The sequence below is a fragment of the Arthrobacter sp. CC3 genome, assembly GCF_039907775.1.
GTDB lineage: Bacteria > Actinomycetota > Actinomycetes > Actinomycetales > Micrococcaceae > Arthrobacter.
The window spans coordinates 41420-60594 of the sequence record NZ_JARCCY010000011.1; the positions used below are offsets into that span (position 1 = coordinate 41420).

A 19175-nucleotide genomic window follows, 5' to 3' on the forward strand; every position below is an offset into this window, starting at 1 on the left:
TCTCCTTACGGTGCCCCGAAACCGGCGTCGGCGAGGGTCTTCCTGCCTTCGGCACCGGTCACCTGGGCGATGAAGGCGGCGGCGAGTTCCTTGTTCCTGCTCGAGCCTACTGTGGCGATGGGATACGTGTTGACGGCCTTGCCGGCTTCCGCGAACGGGATTCCCTTCACCTTGTCCCCGGTGCCCTTGACGTCCGTGATGTACACCAGGCCGGCGTCGGCTTCACCGGAGGTCACTTTGCCCAGCACATCCGTGACTGACGATTCCTCGCTGACCGGCGACAGAGTGACACCGGCGGCCTTTTCCACGGCGTCCGATGCTGCCCCGCACGGGACCTGGCTGGCGCAGACAACCACCTTGACTCCCGGCTTGGCGAGGTCGGCGAAGGCCGCGATCGACGCCGGGTTGGAGGGCGGGACGGCGATCTGCAGGGTGTTCGTGGCGAAGTTCGCCGCCGCCCCTTCGAGGAGTCCGGCGTCGGCAAGCTTGCCCATGTTTTTGGTGTCCGCCGAGGCAAAGACGTCAGCGGGCGCGCCCTGGGAGATCTGCGTGGCCAGGTCCGAGGAGCCGGCGAAGCTGAGCGTCACCTTGGTGCCGGGGTTCTTTGCTTCAAAGTCGCTGGCGAGCTTGGTGAAGGTGGCCTTGAGCGAGGCCGCGGCGAAAACGGTAAGGGTCCCGGAGAGTTGCCCGGCCGTCTCCGAGGATCCGGCACCCGCGGTGCCGGTCGACGTTGACGCTGACGGAGCGCAGGCAGCCAGCCCGAAGGTAAGCGCGGTGGCCGCCAGCAGCGCGGTGGTGCGCGGATTCCAGGACTTCACACAATGCTCTTTCCCTGTGGCGTTTCAATGATCACCGTGGTGGCCTTGACGACAGCCGTGGCAATGGACCCGAGCTCCAGACCCAGCTCCCGCACGGCTTCGCTGCTCATCAGCGACACCACCCGGAACGGCCCGCACTGCAGTTCGACCTGGGCCATAACCTTGTCCGCAGTGATTCCGGTGACCAGGCCGACGAACCGGTTGCGGGCCGAACTGCCCACCCTGGTGGGATCCTCCGGAAGCTGGGCCTGGTCGCGGGCCAGGGTGGCAAGCTCGAACCCGTCAACAGCAAGGCGGCCGGTTTCGTCCTTCACGGGCGTGAGGCTTCCGTTCTCGGTCCAGCGGCGGACGGTGTCGTCACTGACACCCAGGAACCTGGCTGCTTCGGCAATTCGAATGGTTGGCATTTCTTCAGAATAACCTCATTTGCGGATCAACGGGGTCAATTTGTCCGCAAGTACTGAACCATGCGGACTCGTTCCGGAACCGACGATCCGCACCGCGGGCATCGGCTGGCGTGAACCATAGCCCCGCCGCCAGCTGCGGCAGTACGATTTCCGGTGGGGGCGGAGCCGCCAGCGCCGAGGAGCGTTGCCATGAAATGGATCAGGCCTGACAGTCCGGACTATGACGAATCCCGGAAACTTTTCAACGCGATGATCGACCGTCGCCCGGCCGTCATTGCGCAATGCAGCACCCCCGGCGAGGTGGCCGAGGCATTGAAGCATGCCCGCGACAACGAACTGGCCGCGGCTGTCCGTGCCGGCGGGCACTCCGTGGCCGGAATGTCCATGAACGACGGCGGCCTGGTGGTGGACGTGCGTCCCATGAAATCGGTCAGTGTGGATCCGGAGAACCGCACCATCACGGCCGGCGCCGGCCTCACCTGCGGGGAGTTTGACCGTGCTACCCAGGAATACGGCCTCGCCCTGACCGGAGGCCGCGTCTCCACCACAGGACTGGCCGGCTTCACGCTGGGCGGCGGCTCCGGCTGGCTGGAACGGGCCTTCGGATTCGCCTGCGACCATCTGATCTCGGTGGACCTGGTCACCGCCGCCGGCGAACTGGTGACCGCCAGCGCCAGCGAGAACCCCGACCTGTTCTGGGCCCTGCACGGCGGAGGCGGAAACTTCGGCGTGGCCACATCCTTCACCTTCGGACTGCATGAGCTGGGGCCGAAAGTACACGCCGGCCTGATGATCTGGCCCGGGGAGGCCGCCACCGAAGTCAGCCGCGGATATCGGGAGCTTGCCCTCGCCGCCCCCAACGAGGAATGCGCTACCCTGCTCTATTTCACCGCCCCGCCCGAGCCGTTCATGCCGCCGGAGATGGTGGGAAAGATGGCCCTTGGCGTGGTGTACATCTATGCCGGCGACGCCGGTGAAGGCGCCGAGCGGGCCAAGCCGTACCGCGCGCTGAACCCTGCGGTGGATCTGGTGGAGGATACCAACTACGCCGACTTCCAGTGCTCGCTGGATGACCCTCCCGGCCTGTACAACTACTGGAGCGCCGACTACCACAACGAACTTTCCGACGACGCCCTGGACATCATCATTGATTCGGCGCGCAAGCTGCCCGGCCAGCACTCCCAGCAGCTGATCGCACACTGGGGAGGCGCAGTGGGCGGACCTGCCGCGGCCGCCACGCCCCTGCTAAACCGCAATGCGAGCTGGGTGAGCCACCCGTTCGGCCTTGGCGAGACACCGCAGGAGGGTGACGAGGCCAGGTCGTGGGTGAAGGATTTCCGCCACGATATCGCGCCCCATGCCACCGGCGGGGTGTGGTTGAACTTCATCGGCGACGAAGGTCAGGCCCGGGTCCGCGCAGCATTCGGGGATGAGAACTTCACCAGGATGTCCCGGGTCAAACGGGAATTCGATCCGGACAATGTGTTCCGCGGCAACCAGAACATCCCGCCCGCCCCGGAGTAGGTCGGATAGCCCGGAGTGCGGCATGGACAGGCACGTTCTCCGCCACGGGCGTCGACCACCTTCGACGCCCCTAGTCAGGGCATCCACCTCTCAGCATCTGAAGTAGTTGTTTCGTCGCGGGACCTGGCGTGGGTCGATGTGGGGTGGCGGGATGAACCAGGGTATTCCGGTTTTGACGTGGATCTGCCACTGCTCTTTGTGGATCAGATGGTGGTGATGGCCGCACAAGAGCGTGCCGTTCTCTGTGCTGGTGGTTCCGCCGCGTGACCAGTAGGTGATGTGGTGGGCCTCGCACCAGGGTGCCGGGATGGTGCAGCCCGGGAACGCGCAGCCTTGGTCGCGGGCGGTGAGGGCTTTGCGGATGTGCGGCGGCAAGACCCTGGTGGTCCGTCCGATGTCGAGGATGCGCCCCTGGCCGCCGAGGAGGACGGGGATGATGTCGGCGTCGCAGGCGATTTTGCGGACGGTGGCGGGCGCGACGGGGCCGGTGAACGTGAAGGAGCCCGTGCCCGGGAAGCGAGTGCCGGGGATGCCGGTGGTGGCGGTGCCTTGGCCGGTGCCAGACGTCTCGGTGCCGTGTTCGAAGTTCTCCAGCCGGGCCAGGAGGTCGCGGTAGTCGATGGTGACCATGACCTGGGGCCGGAGCCCGCCCGCGGCCGGGAGTGTGCCGGTGGTCAGTCCTGCTTTGACCGCGCCGACGAGGCCATCCAGGAGTTGCTGCGGCCGGGTCCGCTGGTCCAGGTCCTCCGTGTCACCGGGGCTGCCTGTCCCTTCACCGTCGCTACTGTCAGCTGAACCGGTGCGGGTGCGGGGGTTGGTGGCGGTGTTCATCGCCGTCAGCAGGTGCTCGGATTGCTCCGTGGTGGCGAGGATTTCCATCCGCTGCAGTCCGCGGCGGGGCTGTTTGATGAACACACCCTGGCGGTGCCGGAGCTCGGTGTCGGTGGGTTCGGACCCGTCCTGGTCGATCGCCTCCGTCCACTGCCGGGCGACCCGGGCGACGAAGTCGGTGTCGTGCTCCACCGCGGCCCGGGTCAGGGCGTGTTCCATCCGGCCGGTAACTTCCGCATCCGCGTGGTGGCCGGCCCGGTCCAGGGCGAGGGTGATGATGGTCGCGGACCGCGACGCGACGGTCCCGGCTGCGAAGGCGGCGGCGAGTTCGGGCCGTTCCGGTGGTTGGGGGTGCCCGGTGATCCCGGTCCGCGGCAGTACCGCCTCGGCCAGTTCGAGCCGGCGGCGGGCTTCGCCGGCACCGATCCGCAGCCTCAAACGGAGGAACTCGGTGGTGTTCCGGCAGCCGTCATCCGCCGGGTCCGGCTCGCCGGGGACCAGAGCCTCGGTACTCGCTGCCGTTTTGGCAGCCTGGCTGGTGCCGGTTTGGCTGGTGTCCGCTTCGCTGGTGGCCCAGCCGATGGGACCGTGCACGGCGGTCGCTTCGCCCCAGCCCGTGGCCCAGGTAACCGCCGCACCGGACCCCGAGCCAGCCCGCGCGGCAGCACTGGCCTCGCTCCGGGCCCGGTCCACGGCCCCGGCCGCAACGACCTGCATGTATTCCATATTCCGGGAGAACTCCTCGAGCCCGGCGGCAAAGTCAGCCGCTTCCCGGAAGCCCATCACCCTGGCGTCCTCGACCGCCTTCGAACCGGCACGCTTGAACAGCTCAAGGCTCCGGGCCAAGTCACCGATGCTGCCGACGTCGGACGCTAGCGCCTCCGGGCGCCGTGGTGCGCCCGGCACACTCCGCAGACCGCGGCCCGAAATGGGGTGAACGACGGCAGCAGAAACGGCGGCGGCAGGCAATTTGACCCACCGCAGCGCCCCTCCTGCTACTGCGAGTTCCCCCAAGACCTCCATGGGATAACTCTGCCGCGGGGGTCCGACATTATTGATCGAACCGATTCTCGATGGTGAACTTTGTATGGGGACAGGTCAGCCCCTTACGCGGGATGGCGCCGGGACAGGCCATTGATGACCGTTTTCAGCTGCGCCAGTACAGCCTTGACGTTCGCCCTTTCGAGGGTTTCGGGACGGGCCAGACTATCGATATGCCGGACGGGCGCGGCATGGGACAGCGGCCGGAGGACTAGTTCCGGGTATCGGCTGATGTCGGTGGTGTACCGGGGCATCAGTGCGATGCAGTCACTGGCGGCCACCACGGCTGCGGCGACGGAGAAATCGTTGATGCGGTGGCGAATATCCGCTTCTGCTCCTCCGATTGCCGCGATGTGGTGGATGGCGCTCTCGAGCGGGAAGCCCTGGTGGACGGCCACCCATGACGCTGCAACGAGGTCGTCCGGGCCGATCACTTCGTGGCCCGCCAGCCTGTGGTCCTTGCGAAGAACGAGGTCCAAAGGTTCGAACAACAGGTGTTCAAAACGTACTGATGCGGGCCACGCAGGGCTTCCTGCGAGCCGGTGGGCTATCACCAGGTCGTGTTCCTGCGTGAGGCCGGCAAATTCCTCCTGGGCCACATCGAAGTCGCCCAAGATGATTCGGGGCTGGCCCGGCGAACTAAGGGTGTCCAGGAGCGGCCCAAAGAAGGCCAGCGCCGCACTGTGAAAAGCGACGACGGACACGGCTCCCTGCGGTTCACTTTGAAACGTCGCGACTGCGTGCTCTGCACGTTCAAATGCGATCTCCACTTCTACTGCCGCGGCAGCCAACGCCTGCCCTGCGTCTGTCAGGGCCGTCCGCCTCCCGTCCTTGTACGTCAACGGTGCCGGGAAGCGGCGTTGTAGGGCGCTGAGCTGCTGTGACACTGACGAAGGGCTGACGTGAAGGGCTGCTGCCGCAGCGGCGATACTGCCACGGTCCCCTAACTCCCTCAGAGCGCGAAGCTGACCTAGTTCCATTAGCCAAAACTAATGCATTACAGCCAAAATCAACATCTAGTACTAACTGGTCTGGCGGGGCACGATGAACAGATGCCTCCTCTACTAATGCGCTTCCGCGTCGACTTACTGCTGCTCCTGGTAGCCATGTCCTGGGGATCGACGTATCTCGTTGCCAAGGAACTCGTGGCTGTTGAGACCGTGATCGCCCTGCTGGCCGTGCGGATGTTGCTCGCCGCCGCGCTGATGGCAGCAATTATTGGAGTGCGACGCAAGCGCATCACGTCTGCCGAGCTAGCCGTCGGCATTCCCATCGGGATCCTGCTCGGGGCAGTCTTCGCGCTCGAAACGTTCGGGATCGCCCACACTTCTGCGACCAACGCGGGGCTCATCATCAGCCTGACGATAGTTCTCACCCCGCTCGTGGAGTCCATCGTGTGCCGCCGCCGGCTGCCAGCACAGTTCTTCGTCGCAGCCGTGCTTGCCATCGCCGGCGTGATCCTGCTGGCCGGAAACGGCTCATTTGACCCGCCAGGGCCCGGGGACCTGCTCGTGCTGGGCGCTGCCGCCGTCCGCGCCATCCACGTCGTCACCATGCACAAGCTCACGAGCGGACAGGCTCTGGACTCCTTGCACCTGACAACCGTCCAGCTTCGAACGTGCGCCCTACTCTTCACTGCCGGAACCGCGGCCTACGGAGAATCCATTCCCCAATACCTCACGCGGTTGGATCCCGGGCAAGGAACTTTATTCCTCTACCTGGTCTTGGTCTGCACTGTGTTTGCTTTCTTCGTCCAGCTTTGGGCGGTCAGGCGCACGTCCCCATCCCGGGTCAGCCTTCTCCTCGGCACCGAACCCGTCTGGGCCGCCATCATCGGCATTACCTTCGCGCACGATGCCATCGGCATCGCGGGACTCGCCGGCATCGGCTTCATCCTGATCGGAACAGCCTGGGGACGCTCCATAGAACAACGGCACAGCCGGAACCGCCGTGTGCCCGACTCGAAGGACCTAGTCCTGGAAAAGGACAATCTCACCGCACTGAAGTAGGCGTCGGCCCGCGGCACTAGAATTTCCCCCATGGCCGTTTACCTGGATCCGCCGCTCTGGCCTGCCCACGGAACCCACTTTTCGCACCTGATCTCGGACACGTCCCTCGACGAACTGCACCGTTTCGCCGAGGCCGCCGGCATTCCGGAACGCGCGTTCGACGGCGACCATTACGACGTCTCCGAGGCCCGGTACGGGGCACTCGTGGAGGCCGGCGCCATCCCCGTGGAGGCGCGGGTCCTGGTCCGCAAGCTGATCGCGTGCGGTCTCCGCATTCCCGCCCGCGAGCGCGGCAAAGCCCTCAAGCTGCCCCTCTTGAACCGCTGGAACGCCGTGCTGCCGGGCCACGACGCCCTCTTCCTGGACCTCCTGGACCGCTGGGGCGAGGAGCACCGGAAGTACCATGGCCGCACCCACCTCCTGGCGGTCCTCGAAGCCCTGGACCTGCTCACCGAGCCGGCAGACCCTCCGCGCACCGTGGTCCTCGCCGCCTGGTTCCACGACGCCGTCTACCGCGGGATCGCTGGCCAGGACGAGGAGGAATCGGCGAGGCTGGCAGAGGACAGGCTCCTGTACGCCGGGCTGTCCGAGGACGAATCCTATGAAGTAGGCCGGCTGGTCCGGCTCACTGCCGACCACCGTCCCGAGACAGGGGACGACGATGGCGCCCTCCTCTGCGACGCGGACCTGTCGGTTCTCGGCGGCGAACCAAAGGCCTACGGCCGCTACCTCAGCGCCGTCCGGGAAGACTTCGCGCACATCGGCGACGCCGACTTCGCCGCCGGCCGCGCCGCCGTCGTGCGTCATTTGCTGGAGCTGGACCCGCTGTTCAACACGGACCGCGGCCGTGAGCTCTGGCTGGACTCCGCGCGGCGCAACCTTACCGGCGAGCTCAACCCCGAATCCGGTCCCGCATGAGCGAGGTCCAGGCCGCACACCGGCAGCTGCCGTTTACGGTCCGCTTCGAGTGGGGGCTCGACGGCGCCATGGCCGTGGCGCCCGGAGCCGAACTGGCCGTGGTGGTGGATGTCCTGTGTTTCACCACGTGCGTGAGCGTCGCCGTGGAGCGCGGCGCTGAAGTGTTTCCCTACCGCTGGAAGGACGGCACGGCGGCAGGCTTCGCGGCCGGACAGCAAGCGGTGCTCGCCGGCCGGCGCGGCGGCAACGGGGTAAGCCTCTCCCCTGCCAGCCTGCGCACCGCGTCAACGCTGGACCGGGTGGTGCTGCCCTCGCCCAACGGATCGGCGCTTGCCCACTCCCTGGCCGGCGCGGTGCCGCGCGTCGCCGCAGTGTGCCTCCGGAATGCCCGGGCCACCGCCGACTGGGCCGCCCGGAATCTGCCGCCGGCCGCGGTGATCGCTGTTATCGCCGCGGGTGAAAAATGGCCCGACGGCGGACTCCGCCCCGCGCTCGAGGACCAGTTGGGTGCGGGTGCTTTCCTGGCGGCACTCCCCGGGCACCGCCGCGCCGGATTCTCGCCCGAAGCCCGGTGGGCCATGGACGCGTTCACCGCTGCGGAACCCGTGCTGGGCGACGCGCTGCTGGAATGCTCCAGCGGGCGGGAGCTCGTTTTCGGCGGTTACCAGGAGGACGTGGCGATCGCTGCGGAACTCAACGGGAGCACCGCCGTCGCACTTCTCGACGACGGCGCGTTCCGCCGTGCCTGACCGCGCGCCCGTAGGCGGCCGCCGGCCTTAGCGGTAGCTGGTGACGAACGGCCGGTCGGTGGGCACAATCTGCTTGCCGAGGGGCATCAGCGAGACGGGAATGAGCTTCAGGTTCGCGATGGCCAGCGGAATTCCGATGATGGTGATGGCCATGGCGAACGCCGTCACCACATGCCCGATCGCGATCCAGATGCCGGCGACCACCAGCCAGATCACATTGCCCAGGAGCGAGAACACGCCGTTGCCGCCCGGCTTGTCCACCACCATCCGGCCGAAGGGCCACAGCGTGTAGGAGGCAATCCGGAAGGAGGCGATGCCCCACGGAATGGTCACGATGAGCAGGCAGCAGATGATGCCCGCGAAGAAGTACGCCAGCGCCAGCCAGAGTCCGCCGCATACCAGCCAAATGATGTTGAGCAATGTCTTCATAGGGCCATTCTCCCCCGCGCGCGCCCGATCGGGTGTCCGGGATTGCCCTGACCCGGCCCTGAATTCCCGGCCCGCCGCATCAGCCGATGATCGGCCGCTCCTCCGGCAAATGGTAGAGCCGCGGATGCGCGGACAGGGCCAGGGCAGAAGCCACCGTGATGGTGCCGATGCGGCCCACGAACATGAGTGCCATCAGCACCCACTGCGCGCTGGCCGGCATGTGATAGGTGATGCCGGTGCTCACCCCCACCGTGGCGAAGGCGGAGATGGATTCGAAGAGCACCTTCTCGAGGCTGTAATCAGTGAACATCAGCAGCAGCAGCGTTCCCGCAATGACGGCGGCGACGCCAAGCAAGGCAACGGAGAGCGCCTGGCGCTGCGCCGAGGAGCTGATGGAGCGGTGGGCGATGGTGACCTGCTCGCGTCCGCGGACCTCGTTCCAGATGGCGAATCCCAGGATGAGGAAGGTGGTGATCTTGATGCCGCCCGCCGTCCCCGCACTGCCGCCGCCGATGAACATCAGGATGTTGGTGACCATCAGGGTCTCCGGTGTGGCTGCCCCGTAGTCGATGCTGTTGAAACCGGCGGTCCGGGGAAACACACTGCCGGCCAGCGCGCCGAGGAACTTCCCGCCTGTGGAGAGCGGCCCCAGGGTTTCGGGCCTGTTCCATTCGAAGGCCGCGAAAAACACGAAGCCTGCCGCCAGAAGCAGCAGCGTGCCGTAGACCGTCAACCGGACGTGAACTGTCCATTCCCTGATCCGGAACCCGTCCCGCATCAGGGCGATGATCACGGGAAACCCCAGCCCGCCAGCCACCACGGCTGCGCAGAGGGGAACGATGATCCAGGGATCTTCGGCCAGCCCGATGAGGTTGTCGCTGTAGAGGGAGAACCCGGCGTTGTTGAAGGCCGATACAGCATGGAAGATGCCGTGCCAGAGTGCCGTGGCCGGGTTGGCGTCGTACCCGATCCAGAACCGGAGCGTCAGGACCGCTGCCGTGCAGCCCTCCAGCGTGGCCATGATCTTAGCCACCCGCACCAGCACGGAGCGCACATCACCAAAATTCAGCGTGTGGGTTTCGGACTGCGCTACAAGCTGCCCGCGGAGGCCGAGGTTCTTGCGCACCAGCAGCGCGAGCAGCGTTGCCAGCGTCATGATGCCGAAGCCGCCCACCTGGATCAGCCCGAGGATCACGGCCTGGCCGAAGGGTGTCCAGAACGTCGCGGTGTCCACGGTGATCAGGCCGGTCACGCAGACGGCCGAGACCGAAGTGAACAGGGCCGGCATCCCGACGTCGGAGTCGGTGGGGTAATGCGAGGCGGGAAGCAGGAGCAGCCCGGCCCCGACCATTATGACGGCGAGGAACGCCACCGGCACCGACCTGACCGGATGCAGGAGCAGGCGCCTGATGCGGCCGTCCCGGGGCCGGAGGTCCGCGGGCACCTTTGCCGGCCCCTTCAGCGGTACCGCCATTGGATGTCCTCTCATCGGCGGGCAGGCGAAGGGCTTACGAAGGGCGTCAGGCACCGCGACCACAACCGTGGCCGTAGTCCGACGCATCACGGAGCGTAGCACCGCGTGATTCCGGCAGAACCCGGTCTTTACGAAATCCTTACGCCGCCCTTTCCCGGCTACGCAGCGGCGCGGGCGCATACTGTTGGCAGCGTCCCGGCGAAGGGCTAACGTCACAGCCAAGGGGCGGTCCGCAGAAGGAGGCGCAGCGTGACCATTATTGATAACGCCGTCTACGTACATGGCCGCCGGACCACCGACCCGGAGGGGCTTGAGGAGACGTACTTCCTGCTGCGGCAGCGTGAGGGGATGGCCTGGATCGGCCTCTACCGGCCGGACGCACCGGAACTGCGTTCCGTTGCCGACGAGTTCGACCTCAGCCACCTGGCGGTGGAGGACGCCCTGACCGGGCACCAGCGGGCGAAACTTGAGCACTACGGCGAGACCCTGTTCCTGGTGTTGCGCCCGGCGCGCTATCTCGACGACGTCGAAAAGGTCGAGTTCGGCGAGATCCACGTTTTTGTGGGCACGGATTTTGTGGTCACCGTCCGCCACGCGGAGTCACCGGACCTGGCCCGCGTCCGCCGGCGCATGGAAGGAGAGCCCGAATTCCTGGCGCTGGGCCCGGACGCCGTGCTGTACGCCATCCTGGACCAGGTGGTGGATGAATACGAACCGGTGGCTGCCGGCCTGGAAAACGACATCGACGAAATCGAGGACGACCTCTTCAGCGGCGACCCGGACGTCTCGCGCCGGATTTATGAGCTCTCCCGCCAGGTCATCATGTTCCAGCGCGGAACCAGCCCCCTCGCGGGAATCCTGCAGGCCCTGCTCACCGGAACGGCCGAGCATCGGCCCGGCCCCGAGCTGCAGGACCACCTCCGTGACGTCCTGGACCACGTCCTCCGGCTGGGCGAACGGACCGCCTCCTTCCGGGCACTGCTGCAGAACGCGCTCACCGTCAACGCCGCGCTGGTGGCCCAGCGGCAGAACGACGAAATGCGGCGCCTCACCGAATCCAGCTTCGCGCAGAGCGAGCAGGTCAAGCGGATCTCCTCCTGGGCCGCCATTCTGTTCGCCCCCACACTGGTGGGCACCATCTACGGGATGAACTTCCGCACCATGCCCGAGCTCGACTGGATCTTCGGCTACCCGATGGCGCTGGGCCTGATGGCGGCCATGGGCGTGGCACTCTACGCCGCGTTCAAGCACAACAAATGGATCTGACAGCGGTCCGCGCCGCGCTGGCGGACACAGCCCGGAGGGCCCGCGTTCCGGGAATGTCCCTCGCTGTGGTGTCGCGGGACGGGGTGCTCCACACCGGCGCGACAGGTTTCGCGGACCTTGACGGCCATGCCCCCGCGACGGCGGATACGGTTTATCCCTGGTTTTCCATGACGAAGCCGGTGACAGCCACCGCCGCCCTGCGGCTCTCCGACCGGGGGCTCCTGGACCTGCATGCGCCCGTGCACGCATACCTGCCCTGGCTGCGCGCCCCCGGCCCGGCCCAGCAACCGTGTGGCAGCTGCTCAGCCACTCCGCGGGGCTGGGCAATCCGCTGCCCGTGACCTGGATCCACCCGGCGGATGCACCGGCGCCGGACCAGGAGCAGATGCTGCGGAAACTGATGGCCCGGCGCCGCGCGTTCCGCCACCCCGTTGGAGGCACCAGTCATTACTCGAACGTCGGCTACCTCCTGGCGGCCCAGATCATCAGCCAGGCTTCCGGTGAGCCGTTTCCCAGCTACGTCCAGCGCGAGATCCTCGCTCCGCTGGGAATGGCTTCAACCGGCTTCGCCTACCTGCCGGGTCGATCCGCGGCCACCGGCTATGTCCGCCTCCCCCGCCCGCTCGCTCCGGCACTCGCGGCAATCCTTCCACCAGGGACCCTGGGGGCAAGGCACGGCGGATATTCCTCACTCAACCCGTTCCTGGTTGACGGCTCGGGCTACGGCGGCCTGGTAGGAAGCGTGCTGGACGCGGCAGCCTTCGCCCGCTTGCATCTCAACGATGGGCTGGCTGTTCCGCCGGAAACAGCGCGACCCGAAGGAGCCGCCGACGCTGCCGCCGGAACTCCCGCGAGCGGCGCTGAACCACAGGGGCACCGCATCCTCCAGGAGTCCACGGCGCGGGCCATGCGCGACATCCACGTCAAAGGAAGGCAGTTCGACCACTCCGCGGGCTGGTTCCGGAAGCACTCCAAGGAGTACTCCAGGGAGCCATCCGGGTCCTACGTGGAGCATCTCGGCACCGGGCTGGGGTTTTGGAACATCATGCGCCTCTACCCGGAGCAGGGCAGGGCAATCGTGCTCATGTCCAACAGCTCCACGAGCTACGACTACACCAGCCTGTTTTCCGTGCTCCTCCGCCTGCCGTGGACCTGAGGCCTGCGGCTAGGCCTGCTTGACCAGCGCTGCGTCGACGTTGATCTTGACCTTGTCGCTGACCAGCACGCCGCCGGCTTCGAGGACCGCATTCCACGTCAGCCCAAACTCCTTGCGGCTAATTTCGGCCTCTGCGCTGAAACCTGCCCGGGTGGCGCCGAACGGATCGACCGCCACCCCGGTGAACTCCACTTCGAGCTCCACGGGCTTGGTGACGCCGCGGATGGTGAGGTCGCCGGTGACGGTGTAGTCCTCGCCGTCACCTTCGATGCCCGTCGCCCGGAAAGTCATCTCCGGGAACTGCTCCACGTCGAAAAAGTCCGCCCCGCGGACGTGGGCGTCGCGGTTGGCGTCGCCCGAGTCGAAGCTCGCAGTCTTCACGGTGGCGTGCAGGCTGGACGCCGACAGGGACGCGCCCACGTGCGCCTCCGCGGAAGCGTCGGTGAAGCGGCCGCGGACTTTGCTGATGCCGGCATGGCGGACGGTGAACCCGATTTCGCTGTGGGACATATCAAGGGTCCAGATGCCGGGAGTAATACCTTGGGGCAGAGTCACGACGGGTCTCCTTCGACTCGGGTGGCGGGCCTGGCCCGCCGGTTCTTCGGGGTGGTCCCCAGCTGAATGCTAGCGAAGACCATTAGCCACGGCTAGCCTCCGCACCGGGCGCTGCAGGCACAGCGGCAGCCGCAGTCCCAGCCCCAGGCACGGCCCCGGCCACGGGCCACTTCGGCTGCCACCCAATGGCAGGGGCCACGTGCCGGGCAATGGTGCCGAGCAGCTTGGCGTTGAAGTCCACGCCCAGCTGGTTCGGGACGGTGAGGAGGACGGTGTCGGCAGCCTGCACGGCGGCGTCCGCCGCAAGCTCTTCCGCGATGGCCTCGGGCTCGCCCACGTAGCTTTTGCCGAATCGCGCCACCAGCCCGTCGATGATCCCCACCTGGTCCCGCTTTTCCCGAAGGGCGCTGAGCCCGAAGTACCGGCGGTCCTCCTCGTCAACGATCGGCAGCACGCTCCTGCTGACCGATACCCGTGGCGTGTGCTCATGGCCGGCACCGGCCCAGGCGCTGCGGAACATGCTGATCTGCTCGGCCTGAAGCTCGTCGAACGGCACGCCGGTGTCTTCGGTCAGCAGCGTGGAACTCATCAGGTTCATGCCCTGTTCCGCGGTCCAGACGGCAGTGGCGCGGGATCCGGCGCCCCACCAGATCCTGCGCGCCAGGTCCGGCGAGTTCGGCTGGACCGGCAATTTGCCGGGTCCGCCGCCGAAGCGGGGATCCCCGTCGGCCACTCCGGCGCCGGTGATGGCGTGGCGAAACACCGCGGTGTGCCGGCGTGCCATGTCCGCGGCGCTCTCGCCCTCGGCAGGAACGTGGCCGAACACTGCGGCGCCGTCCCGTGCCGGTTCGGGTGAACCGCGGCTGACGCCCAGCTGCAGCCTGCCGCCGCTGATCAGGTCCGTGGCGGACGCCTCCTCCGCCATGTACAGCGGATTTTCGTACCGCATGTCGATCACGCCGGTACCCATTTCAATCCGGCTGGTGCGGGCGGCGATGGCTGCCAGCAGCGGGAACGGGGAGGCCTGCTGCCGGGCAAAGTGATGCACCCGGAAATATGCGCCGTCGATGCCCAGCTCCTCGGCGGCCACGGCCAGCTCAATGCCCTGCAGCAGGGCGTCCCGGGCGGTGCGGGTCCGGGACCCCTCGACGTTGCCCCAGTGGCCGAAGGAAAGAAATCCGATGCGCTTCATGACAGCGGCAACAAGAAGCCGGCACTCTTCATTCCGGGACTAGATCGTTCCGGAACTTGATCATTCCGGGGCTAGGCGGCCGGGGCCTTTGCTGCCAGCACGAACGCCCGGACCTTCGCCAGGTCTTTGACTCCCCGCGAACTTTCGACGCCGGAGGAGACGTCCACTCCCCACGCGCCGGCTTCCTTCGCGGCCCGGGCGACGTTCACGGGGTCAAGTCCCCCGGCCAGCAGCCAGTTCCGCCCGGCAAGACCCTTGGCCTGCACCGACGAGTAGTCCCAGGCCTCGCCCGAGCCGGGCACGGCCGCATCGATCAGCAGCAGTTCCTCGCCCCAGCTGCCGAATGCTTCCGGGGAAGCACCCATGGTGACGGCCCTGATCACCTTCATGCCGGCGTCGTGTGCTGCTTTCACGTCCTCCGGGGTGCGGTCCCCGTGGAGCTGGATCCACCCGAGGCCCGCCTCGCGGGCGACGGCGACGGCGTCCGCCACCGGCTCGTGCCGGAACACGCCCACCGCTGGGGTGCCCGCCGGCACGTGGGCGAGGAGCTCCCGGGCCCTGGCCGGTGTGACCTCGCGCGGGCTCTTGGTCAGGACGAATCCGACGGCGTCCGCACCGGCACCCGCTGCTGCCTGGACCGACTCCGGCGTACTCAGGCCACACACCTTGACGAACATCCCGCTCCTCCTGCAATTCTCTTCCTCCCCTGACGTTAGCAAGCCTGCCAAGTCTGCACCGACGTTACGCCGGGCCCACGTTCCGGCCGCTAGGCTGGGCGGATGGAGATCATCCGCTATGCAGAACTCAGGGCCGAACCGTGGCGCAACAAGGGCGGGGTCACCCGCGAACTGGCCAGCCATCCGAAGGCTGCCTCCTCACAGGACGGCGCATGGGACTGGCGGGTGAGCATCGCCGAGGTGTCCAAGGCCGGCCAGTTCTCAGCGTTTCCCGGCATGGACCGCGTACTCACCGTGGTGGACGGCGAACTCCTGCTGCTGACCGTGGACGGCAGCGAACACCCGCTGGAGAAGAACCGGCCGTTCCGCTTCCCCGGTGACGCGGACGTCACCGGGGCGCTCCCCACGGGGGACATCCGCGGCCTCAACGTGATCACCCGGAACGGGGCGTTCAAGGGTTACACGTCCATCATCGAACTCTCCAAGAAGCGCGCGCACCCTGTGTTTGAAGGGCAACTCGGGATCCTGCTGCAGGGACAGGCCACTGTCAGCCCGGGGGCTGCCGGGGCTGACGCTTCGGATGCCGGACCCGGCGGCGGGGCACCCGGCAGCGGGGACACGCCCGACGGCGGCGAGGCACCTGAGGCAGCCCCCTCGCCGGGCGAGCCGGAGACGCTGGGACGCTATGACGCCGTCGTCGGTTCCGACTCCGGTACGCCCGAAATCCTGGGCCGGGGCTTCCTGGCCGTCGTGTCGATCGACCGGGTGACGGGCTAGCGACCGGTCACACACAGCGCGTGGCCACAAGCCGGCGACCGGTCACAAGGTAGCGGCGGACGCCTGCAGTTCTTCCCGCGGCACCGGCCGGTCCGCCGGGATGAGCGCTGCGGCGATCACCACGGAGCTCGCCGAGGCCCAGGCCTGCGGCCGGCAGCTCGCGGGGAACGGCACGGGCGTGCGCATGGTGTCCGAGCCGTGGCCGCCAAAGAGCTCCGGCAGCCGCCAGTCGTTGGCCTCGGCCACCTGCAGCAGCCCGGCAGCGAGCTGCGCCGCTTCATCCGGGAAACCGTCGGCCAGCATGCCGCTGATGATCAGCGCTGTGTCATGGCTCCAGACGGCGCCGGCGTGGTAGCGGGTGGGCCAGTAGCCGCCGTTGGTGGTGGACAGCGTCCGGACGCCGTAGCCGGAGAACATGGTGGGGTCCATGACGCGACGCACCACAATCCGCTGCTCGTCCTCGTTCAGGATTCCGGTGCCGAGCAGGTGACCCATGTTGGAGGTCACGCCGTCCACCGGGCGCTTGTCGGCATCCAGGGCAAGGGCGGGGTACGGCCCCAACTCGTCCTCGCACCAGAACTGCGCGCGGAACCGTTCGGCCATGCCGGCCGCGTAGTCGCGCCATTCCTGCGCGCCCGGACGTCCGAAGGCGTCGAGGATCTCCGCGCCCACCACTGCGGCCTCGTAGGCGTAGGCCTGGACCTCGGCCAGCGCGATGGGCCCCTGCGCCAGTGAACCGTCGTGCCAGCGGATGGCGTCGCCGGAGTCCTTCCAGCCCTGGTTCACCAGGCCCTGCCCGGAGGCGTCGAGGTATTCCAGGAAGCCGTCCCCGTCCAGGTCGCCGTGGTCCCTGAGCCACTCGAGCGCGTCCTCGAGGTTGGGCAGGAGTTCCTTGACCTCGGCGTCGGGCATGCCGGCTTTCCAGGCATCGTGCAGGAGGCAGATCCACAGCGGAGTGGCGTCAATGGTGCCGTAGTACACCGGCGGCAGGCGCAGGGCGTGGCCGCTCTCCGCCATGGTCAGGACGGTCCGGCGGACTTCATGCAGGATCTTGCCCGGCTGGACTGCCGTGGTGTGGTCTGTTTCGGTGCCCTGCCGGCCGGCGAGCGCACGCAGCGTTCCGCCGGCAATTGCCGTGTTGATAGGCAGCAGCATGCGCGCCGCGATGATGGAATCGCGGCCGAACATAGTGAAGAACCAGGGCGCACCCGCCGCCAGGAACGTGTCATGCGGATGCGAGTAGTGCGCCAGCCGCAGGCTGTTGAGGTCGCTGACGGACCGTTCCAGGAGGCGGCTGAGCCGGGGATCGTTCGATGCCGGAGCGGCGATGGGTTCACCGTCAGGGGCCAGCATCGGAGAATCCGCATCCGTCAGGTCAACAGACCACTCCAGCTCCACGGGTAAACCGGGAGCCACCTCCACGGCCCAGTCGATGGTTACGGTGCTGCCGTCCAAGCTGACCGTTCCGTTGGCCGCCGTCAGCGCCAGGGTGGTGTCCTGGTCGCGCCAGGACCATGTGGTCCCCTGCGGTTCCACGGGGGCGCCGCCACGGCCGCCCTGCTTGATGTTTTCCATGGTGGTGTTGTCCGCGCCCAGGGTCAGCCTGACCGTCAGCGATACGGGTTCCCGCATGGCGGACTCCAGGCGCAGCGTCTCACCCACGCGGCCGGAGCAGCCGGTGAGGGTCTCCGTGTCCTCACCGTGGCGGATGCGGCTGGACCGGGCCGAGCGTGTGCGCACCAGCGAGAGCAGGGGGTCCGCCACTTCGGCGTCCGCACGCACGAAGTAGATGTAGTCGGTTTCCTTGGAGGACCGCAACTGCGTGGACACCCACTCGGGCTCGCGCCCGTCCACGGTGAGGACGGCAGTGTTGAGGACGCGGTCGTCGCCGCAGTAGATCCCCTGGGCGCCGGTGTGGCGGACCTGTCCATGAGCGTCGGACCACGCCTGGATGGGGGCACTGAAAACGCCGGAAAGATTGTGCAGGTATGGCTGTTCAGAGGCCACGGTAAGACAACTCCTGTGCTGCTGGGTGTGGGGGCGGAGGCTGGCGTCCGCTTTACCGGGCGAGAACCTGGGCGCACAGATTTGATCGATCAAATTTGTGCGGTTAAATCGTCTCACACGTTAGTGTGAGACGGAAAAGACGGCGATTCGGCAGCCCTGCCGGGACGCCCGCCGGCCACTGCCTGCATTCCAAACCGTCCAGTACCGCGCCCTAAGGAGCCCCATTTGGCCCGGCCCACCCTCGCCAGCCTGGCCAGAGAACTCGCCGTATCCCGGCAGACCATCTCCAATGTGCTGAACGCTCCACACAAGGTCAAGCCCGCCACCCGGGAGCGCATCCAGGCGGCCATTGAGGCAGCCGGCTACCGGCCCAGCGCCGCCGCCCGGCAGCTGCGCACCCAGCGTTCCATGAACTTCGGCATGCGGCTCCTTCCCGCGACGGATGGTATCAACGGCGCCGTGCTGGACCGCTTCCTGCACGCACTCACGGAAGCGGCACAGGCGGCCGGCTACCGGCTGACGCTGTTCTGCGCGGACTCGGACAGCGACGAAATCCGCCAGTATGAAGAACTGCTCGACGTCGCCGGGCTGGACGGATTCATCCTCACCTCCAGCACACCGGACGACGTGCGGACCCGCTGGCTGCAGGAACGCGGCACACCGTTCGCCGTCTTTGGCCGGCCCTGGGACGCCGCCGGCGGCCTGACCGCGGCAAGCCACTCCTGGGTGGACATTGACGGTGCGGCAGGAACGGAACAGGCCGTCCAGATGCTGCTGGCGCAGGGCCACTCCAGGATCGGTTTCCTGGGCTCGTACACGGGTAATCCTGTGGGCGCAGACCGCCGCCGCGGCTGGCTGCGCGCCATGGACGCGGCGGGATACGGCCGGGATGTGCCCGGCCTCAGCGTGGAAGCGGAAGAAACCGTTGCTGGCGGAGCATCCGGTGCGGCCCTGCTGGCCTCGAGGGGCGCCACGGCCATTGTTTGTTCCAGCGACTCACTGGCCCTCGGGGCCGCGGAGAAGCTCCGGAAGTTACGGCCCGGCACTGCGCGGCCAGCCGTCGTGGGCTTTGACAACACTCCCGTGGCGGCCGCACTCGGCCTCTCCAGCGTGGCCCAGCCTGTGGAAGAGGCCGCGCGCCACATGATCCGCGTGCTGACCCACGAGCTGGCCGGCGACGGGACCGGCGCGGCTTCGAACCCGCCCGCCGCCCCGCCGGAAAGGCAGCTCCTCCTTGCCCCGCACGTAGTGGAACGGGTCCCGCTGCCGCTCGCGGCAAACGGCAGCAGTCCGGCCTAAAACGGGGGCCTTGCCGTTTCCCCGTCAGTGCCCTAATGTCGCCAGC

Annotated in this window: 17 protein-coding genes and 1 pseudogene; 8 read left to right on the forward strand and 10 right to left on the reverse strand. The window is 67.5% G+C overall.

Annotation, left to right across the window (positions count from 1 at the left end; genetic code table 11):
• Nucleotides 1–5: 5 nt before the first annotated feature.
• Both modA and PV761_RS08790 read right to left on the reverse strand, forming a co-directional pair.
• Entirely contained in the window at nt 6–818 is an 813-nt protein-coding gene (gene modA, locus PV761_RS08785) for a molybdate ABC transporter substrate-binding protein (protein WP_347895964.1), read from the reverse strand.
• Nucleotides 815–1225 carry a TOBE domain-containing protein gene (locus PV761_RS08790; protein ID WP_028272609.1) on the reverse strand — a complete coding sequence of 137 codons (411 nt, stop codon included), beginning with the start codon at nt 1223–1225 and terminating at the stop codon, nt 815–817. The genes modA and PV761_RS08790 overlap by 4 nt, the downstream gene beginning before the upstream one ends.
• Before the next feature lie 189 nt (nt 1226–1414).
• On the opposite strand from PV761_RS08790, the gene PV761_RS08795 reads away from it, so the two are divergent.
• Nucleotides 1415–2749, forward strand: a complete 1335-nt coding sequence (locus tag PV761_RS08795; RefSeq protein ID WP_347895966.1) for an FAD-binding oxidoreductase — start codon at nt 1415–1417, stop codon at nt 2747–2749.
• Nucleotides 2750–2839: 90 nt separating this feature from the next.
• Here PV761_RS08795 and PV761_RS08800 read toward each other — a convergent pair whose 3' ends face one another.
• Both PV761_RS08800 and PV761_RS08805 read right to left on the reverse strand, forming a co-directional pair.
• Nucleotides 2840–4603 carry a DUF222 domain-containing protein gene (locus PV761_RS08800; protein ID WP_347895968.1) on the reverse strand — a complete coding sequence of 588 codons (1764 nt, stop codon included), beginning with the start codon at nt 4601–4603 and terminating at the stop codon, nt 2840–2842.
• 83 nt (nt 4604–4686) lie between these two features.
• Nucleotides 4687–5601 (reverse strand): LysR family transcriptional regulator, encoded by a 915-nt coding sequence (locus PV761_RS08805; protein WP_347895970.1) that lies wholly within the window; start codon nt 5599–5601, stop codon nt 4687–4689.
• 72 nt (nt 5602–5673) lie between these two features.
• Here PV761_RS08805 and PV761_RS08810 point away from each other — a divergent pair, with 72 nt between their 5' ends.
• From PV761_RS08810 to PV761_RS08820, 3 genes are read left to right on the forward strand one after another with little or no spacing between them, the layout of a single operon-like run.
• The gene (locus PV761_RS08810) at nt 5674–6630 is read left to right on the forward strand and encodes a DMT family transporter (protein ID WP_347895972.1); all 957 of its coding nucleotides are present in this window, start codon (nt 5674–5676) and stop codon (nt 6628–6630) included.
• A 30-nt stretch (nt 6631–6660) separates the two neighbouring features.
• Entirely contained in the window at nt 6661–7548 is an 888-nt protein-coding gene (locus PV761_RS08815) for a DUF4031 domain-containing protein (RefSeq protein ID WP_347895974.1), read from the forward strand.
• Entirely contained in the window at nt 7545–8297 is a 753-nt protein-coding gene (locus tag PV761_RS08820) for a 2-phosphosulfolactate phosphatase (protein WP_028272805.1), read from the forward strand. The genes PV761_RS08815 and PV761_RS08820 overlap by 4 nt, the downstream gene beginning before the upstream one ends.
• A 27-nt stretch (nt 8298–8324) precedes the next feature.
• Here the strand turns inward: PV761_RS08820 and PV761_RS08825 are convergent, their stop codons facing one another.
• Entirely contained in the window at nt 8325–8726 is a 402-nt protein-coding gene (locus PV761_RS08825; protein ID WP_347895976.1) for a YccF domain-containing protein, read from the reverse strand.
• 79 nt (nt 8727–8805) lie between these two features.
• Nucleotides 8806–10200: a potassium transporter TrkG gene (locus PV761_RS08830; RefSeq protein WP_347895978.1), complete on the reverse strand. Its 1395-nt coding sequence runs from the start codon at nt 10198–10200 to the stop codon at nt 8806–8808.
• A gap of 249 nt (nt 10201–10449) precedes the next feature.
• Here PV761_RS08830 and PV761_RS08835 point away from each other — a divergent pair, with 249 nt between their 5' ends.
• Together PV761_RS08835 and PV761_RS08840 are read left to right on the forward strand one after the other, a co-directional pair.
• A complete protein-coding gene (locus PV761_RS08835; protein WP_347895980.1) occupies nt 10450–11466 on the forward strand; it encodes a magnesium and cobalt transport protein CorA in 1017 nt (338 codons plus the stop codon).
• Nucleotides 11467–11519: 53 nt separating this feature from the next.
• A pseudogene (locus PV761_RS08840) lies at nt 11520–12622 on the forward strand (serine hydrolase domain-containing protein).
• 9 nt (nt 12623–12631) lie between these two features.
• On the opposite strand, the gene PV761_RS08845 reads toward PV761_RS08840, so the two are convergent.
• From PV761_RS08845 to PV761_RS08855, 3 genes are all read right to left on the reverse strand, one after another.
• Nucleotides 12632–13177 carry a YceI family protein gene (locus tag PV761_RS08845; protein ID WP_028272800.1) on the reverse strand — a complete coding sequence of 182 codons (546 nt, stop codon included), beginning with the start codon at nt 13175–13177 and terminating at the stop codon, nt 12632–12634.
• A gap of 82 nt (nt 13178–13259) precedes the next feature.
• Nucleotides 13260–14369: an LLM class flavin-dependent oxidoreductase gene (locus PV761_RS08850; protein ID WP_347895982.1), complete on the reverse strand. Its 1110-nt coding sequence runs from the start codon at nt 14367–14369 to the stop codon at nt 13260–13262.
• A 71-nt stretch (nt 14370–14440) separates the two neighbouring features.
• On the reverse strand, nt 14441–15046 hold the full coding sequence (locus PV761_RS08855) for a phosphoribosylanthranilate isomerase (RefSeq protein WP_028272799.1): 606 nt from the start codon (nt 15044–15046) through the stop codon (nt 14441–14443).
• 102 nt (nt 15047–15148) lie between these two features.
• Between PV761_RS08855 and PV761_RS08860 the strand changes: the two genes are divergently transcribed.
• On the forward strand, nt 15149–15823 hold the full coding sequence (locus PV761_RS08860; RefSeq protein WP_347895984.1) for a HutD family protein: 675 nt from the start codon (nt 15149–15151) through the stop codon (nt 15821–15823).
• A gap of 42 nt (nt 15824–15865) precedes the next feature.
• Here the strand turns inward: PV761_RS08860 and PV761_RS08865 are convergent, their stop codons facing one another.
• Entirely contained in the window at nt 15866–17830 is a 1965-nt protein-coding gene (locus PV761_RS08865; protein WP_347895986.1) for a glycogen debranching N-terminal domain-containing protein, read from the reverse strand.
• A gap of 225 nt (nt 17831–18055) precedes the next feature.
• Here PV761_RS08865 and PV761_RS08870 point away from each other — a divergent pair, with 225 nt between their 5' ends.
• The gene (locus PV761_RS08870) at nt 18056–19129 is read left to right on the forward strand and encodes a LacI family DNA-binding transcriptional regulator (protein WP_347895988.1); all 1074 of its coding nucleotides are present in this window, start codon (nt 18056–18058) and stop codon (nt 19127–19129) included.
• Nucleotides 19130–19175: the final 46 nt, after the last annotated feature.

Excerpts from the sequence above, each read along its gene's own strand:
- PV761_RS08850 (WP_347895982.1), bottom strand. The coding sequence starts at position 14,369 with ATGAAGCGCATCGGATTTCTTTCCTTCGGCCACTGGGGCAACGTCGAG.
- PV761_RS08795 (WP_347895966.1), top strand. The coding sequence starts at position 1,415 with ATGAAATGGATCAGGCCTGACAGTCCGGACTATGACGAATCCCGGAAA.
- PV761_RS08825 (WP_347895976.1), bottom strand. The coding sequence starts at position 8,726 with ATGAAGACATTGCTCAACATCATTTGGCTGGTATGCGGCGGACTCTGG.
- PV761_RS08820 (WP_028272805.1), top strand. The coding sequence starts at position 7,545 with ATGAGCGAGGTCCAGGCCGCACACCGGCAGCTGCCGTTTACGGTCCGC.
- PV761_RS08815 (WP_347895974.1), top strand. The coding sequence starts at position 6,661 with ATGGCCGTTTACCTGGATCCGCCGCTCTGGCCTGCCCACGGAACCCAC.
- PV761_RS08805 (WP_347895970.1), bottom strand. The coding sequence starts at position 5,601 with ATGGAACTAGGTCAGCTTCGCGCTCTGAGGGAGTTAGGGGACCGTGGC.
- PV761_RS08810 (WP_347895972.1), top strand. The coding sequence starts at position 5,674 with ATGCCTCCTCTACTAATGCGCTTCCGCGTCGACTTACTGCTGCTCCTG.
- PV761_RS08860 (WP_347895984.1), top strand. The coding sequence starts at position 15,149 with ATGGAGATCATCCGCTATGCAGAACTCAGGGCCGAACCGTGGCGCAAC.
- PV761_RS08800 (WP_347895968.1), bottom strand. The coding sequence starts at position 4,603 with ATGGAGGTCTTGGGGGAACTCGCAGTAGCAGGAGGGGCGCTGCGGTGG.
- PV761_RS08855 (WP_028272799.1), bottom strand. The coding sequence starts at position 15,046 with ATGTTCGTCAAGGTGTGTGGCCTGAGTACGCCGGAGTCGGTCCAGGCA.
- PV761_RS08790 (WP_028272609.1), bottom strand. The coding sequence starts at position 1,225 with ATGCCAACCATTCGAATTGCCGAAGCAGCCAGGTTCCTGGGTGTCAGT.
- PV761_RS08830 (WP_347895978.1), bottom strand. The coding sequence starts at position 10,200 with ATGGCGGTACCGCTGAAGGGGCCGGCAAAGGTGCCCGCGGACCTCCGG.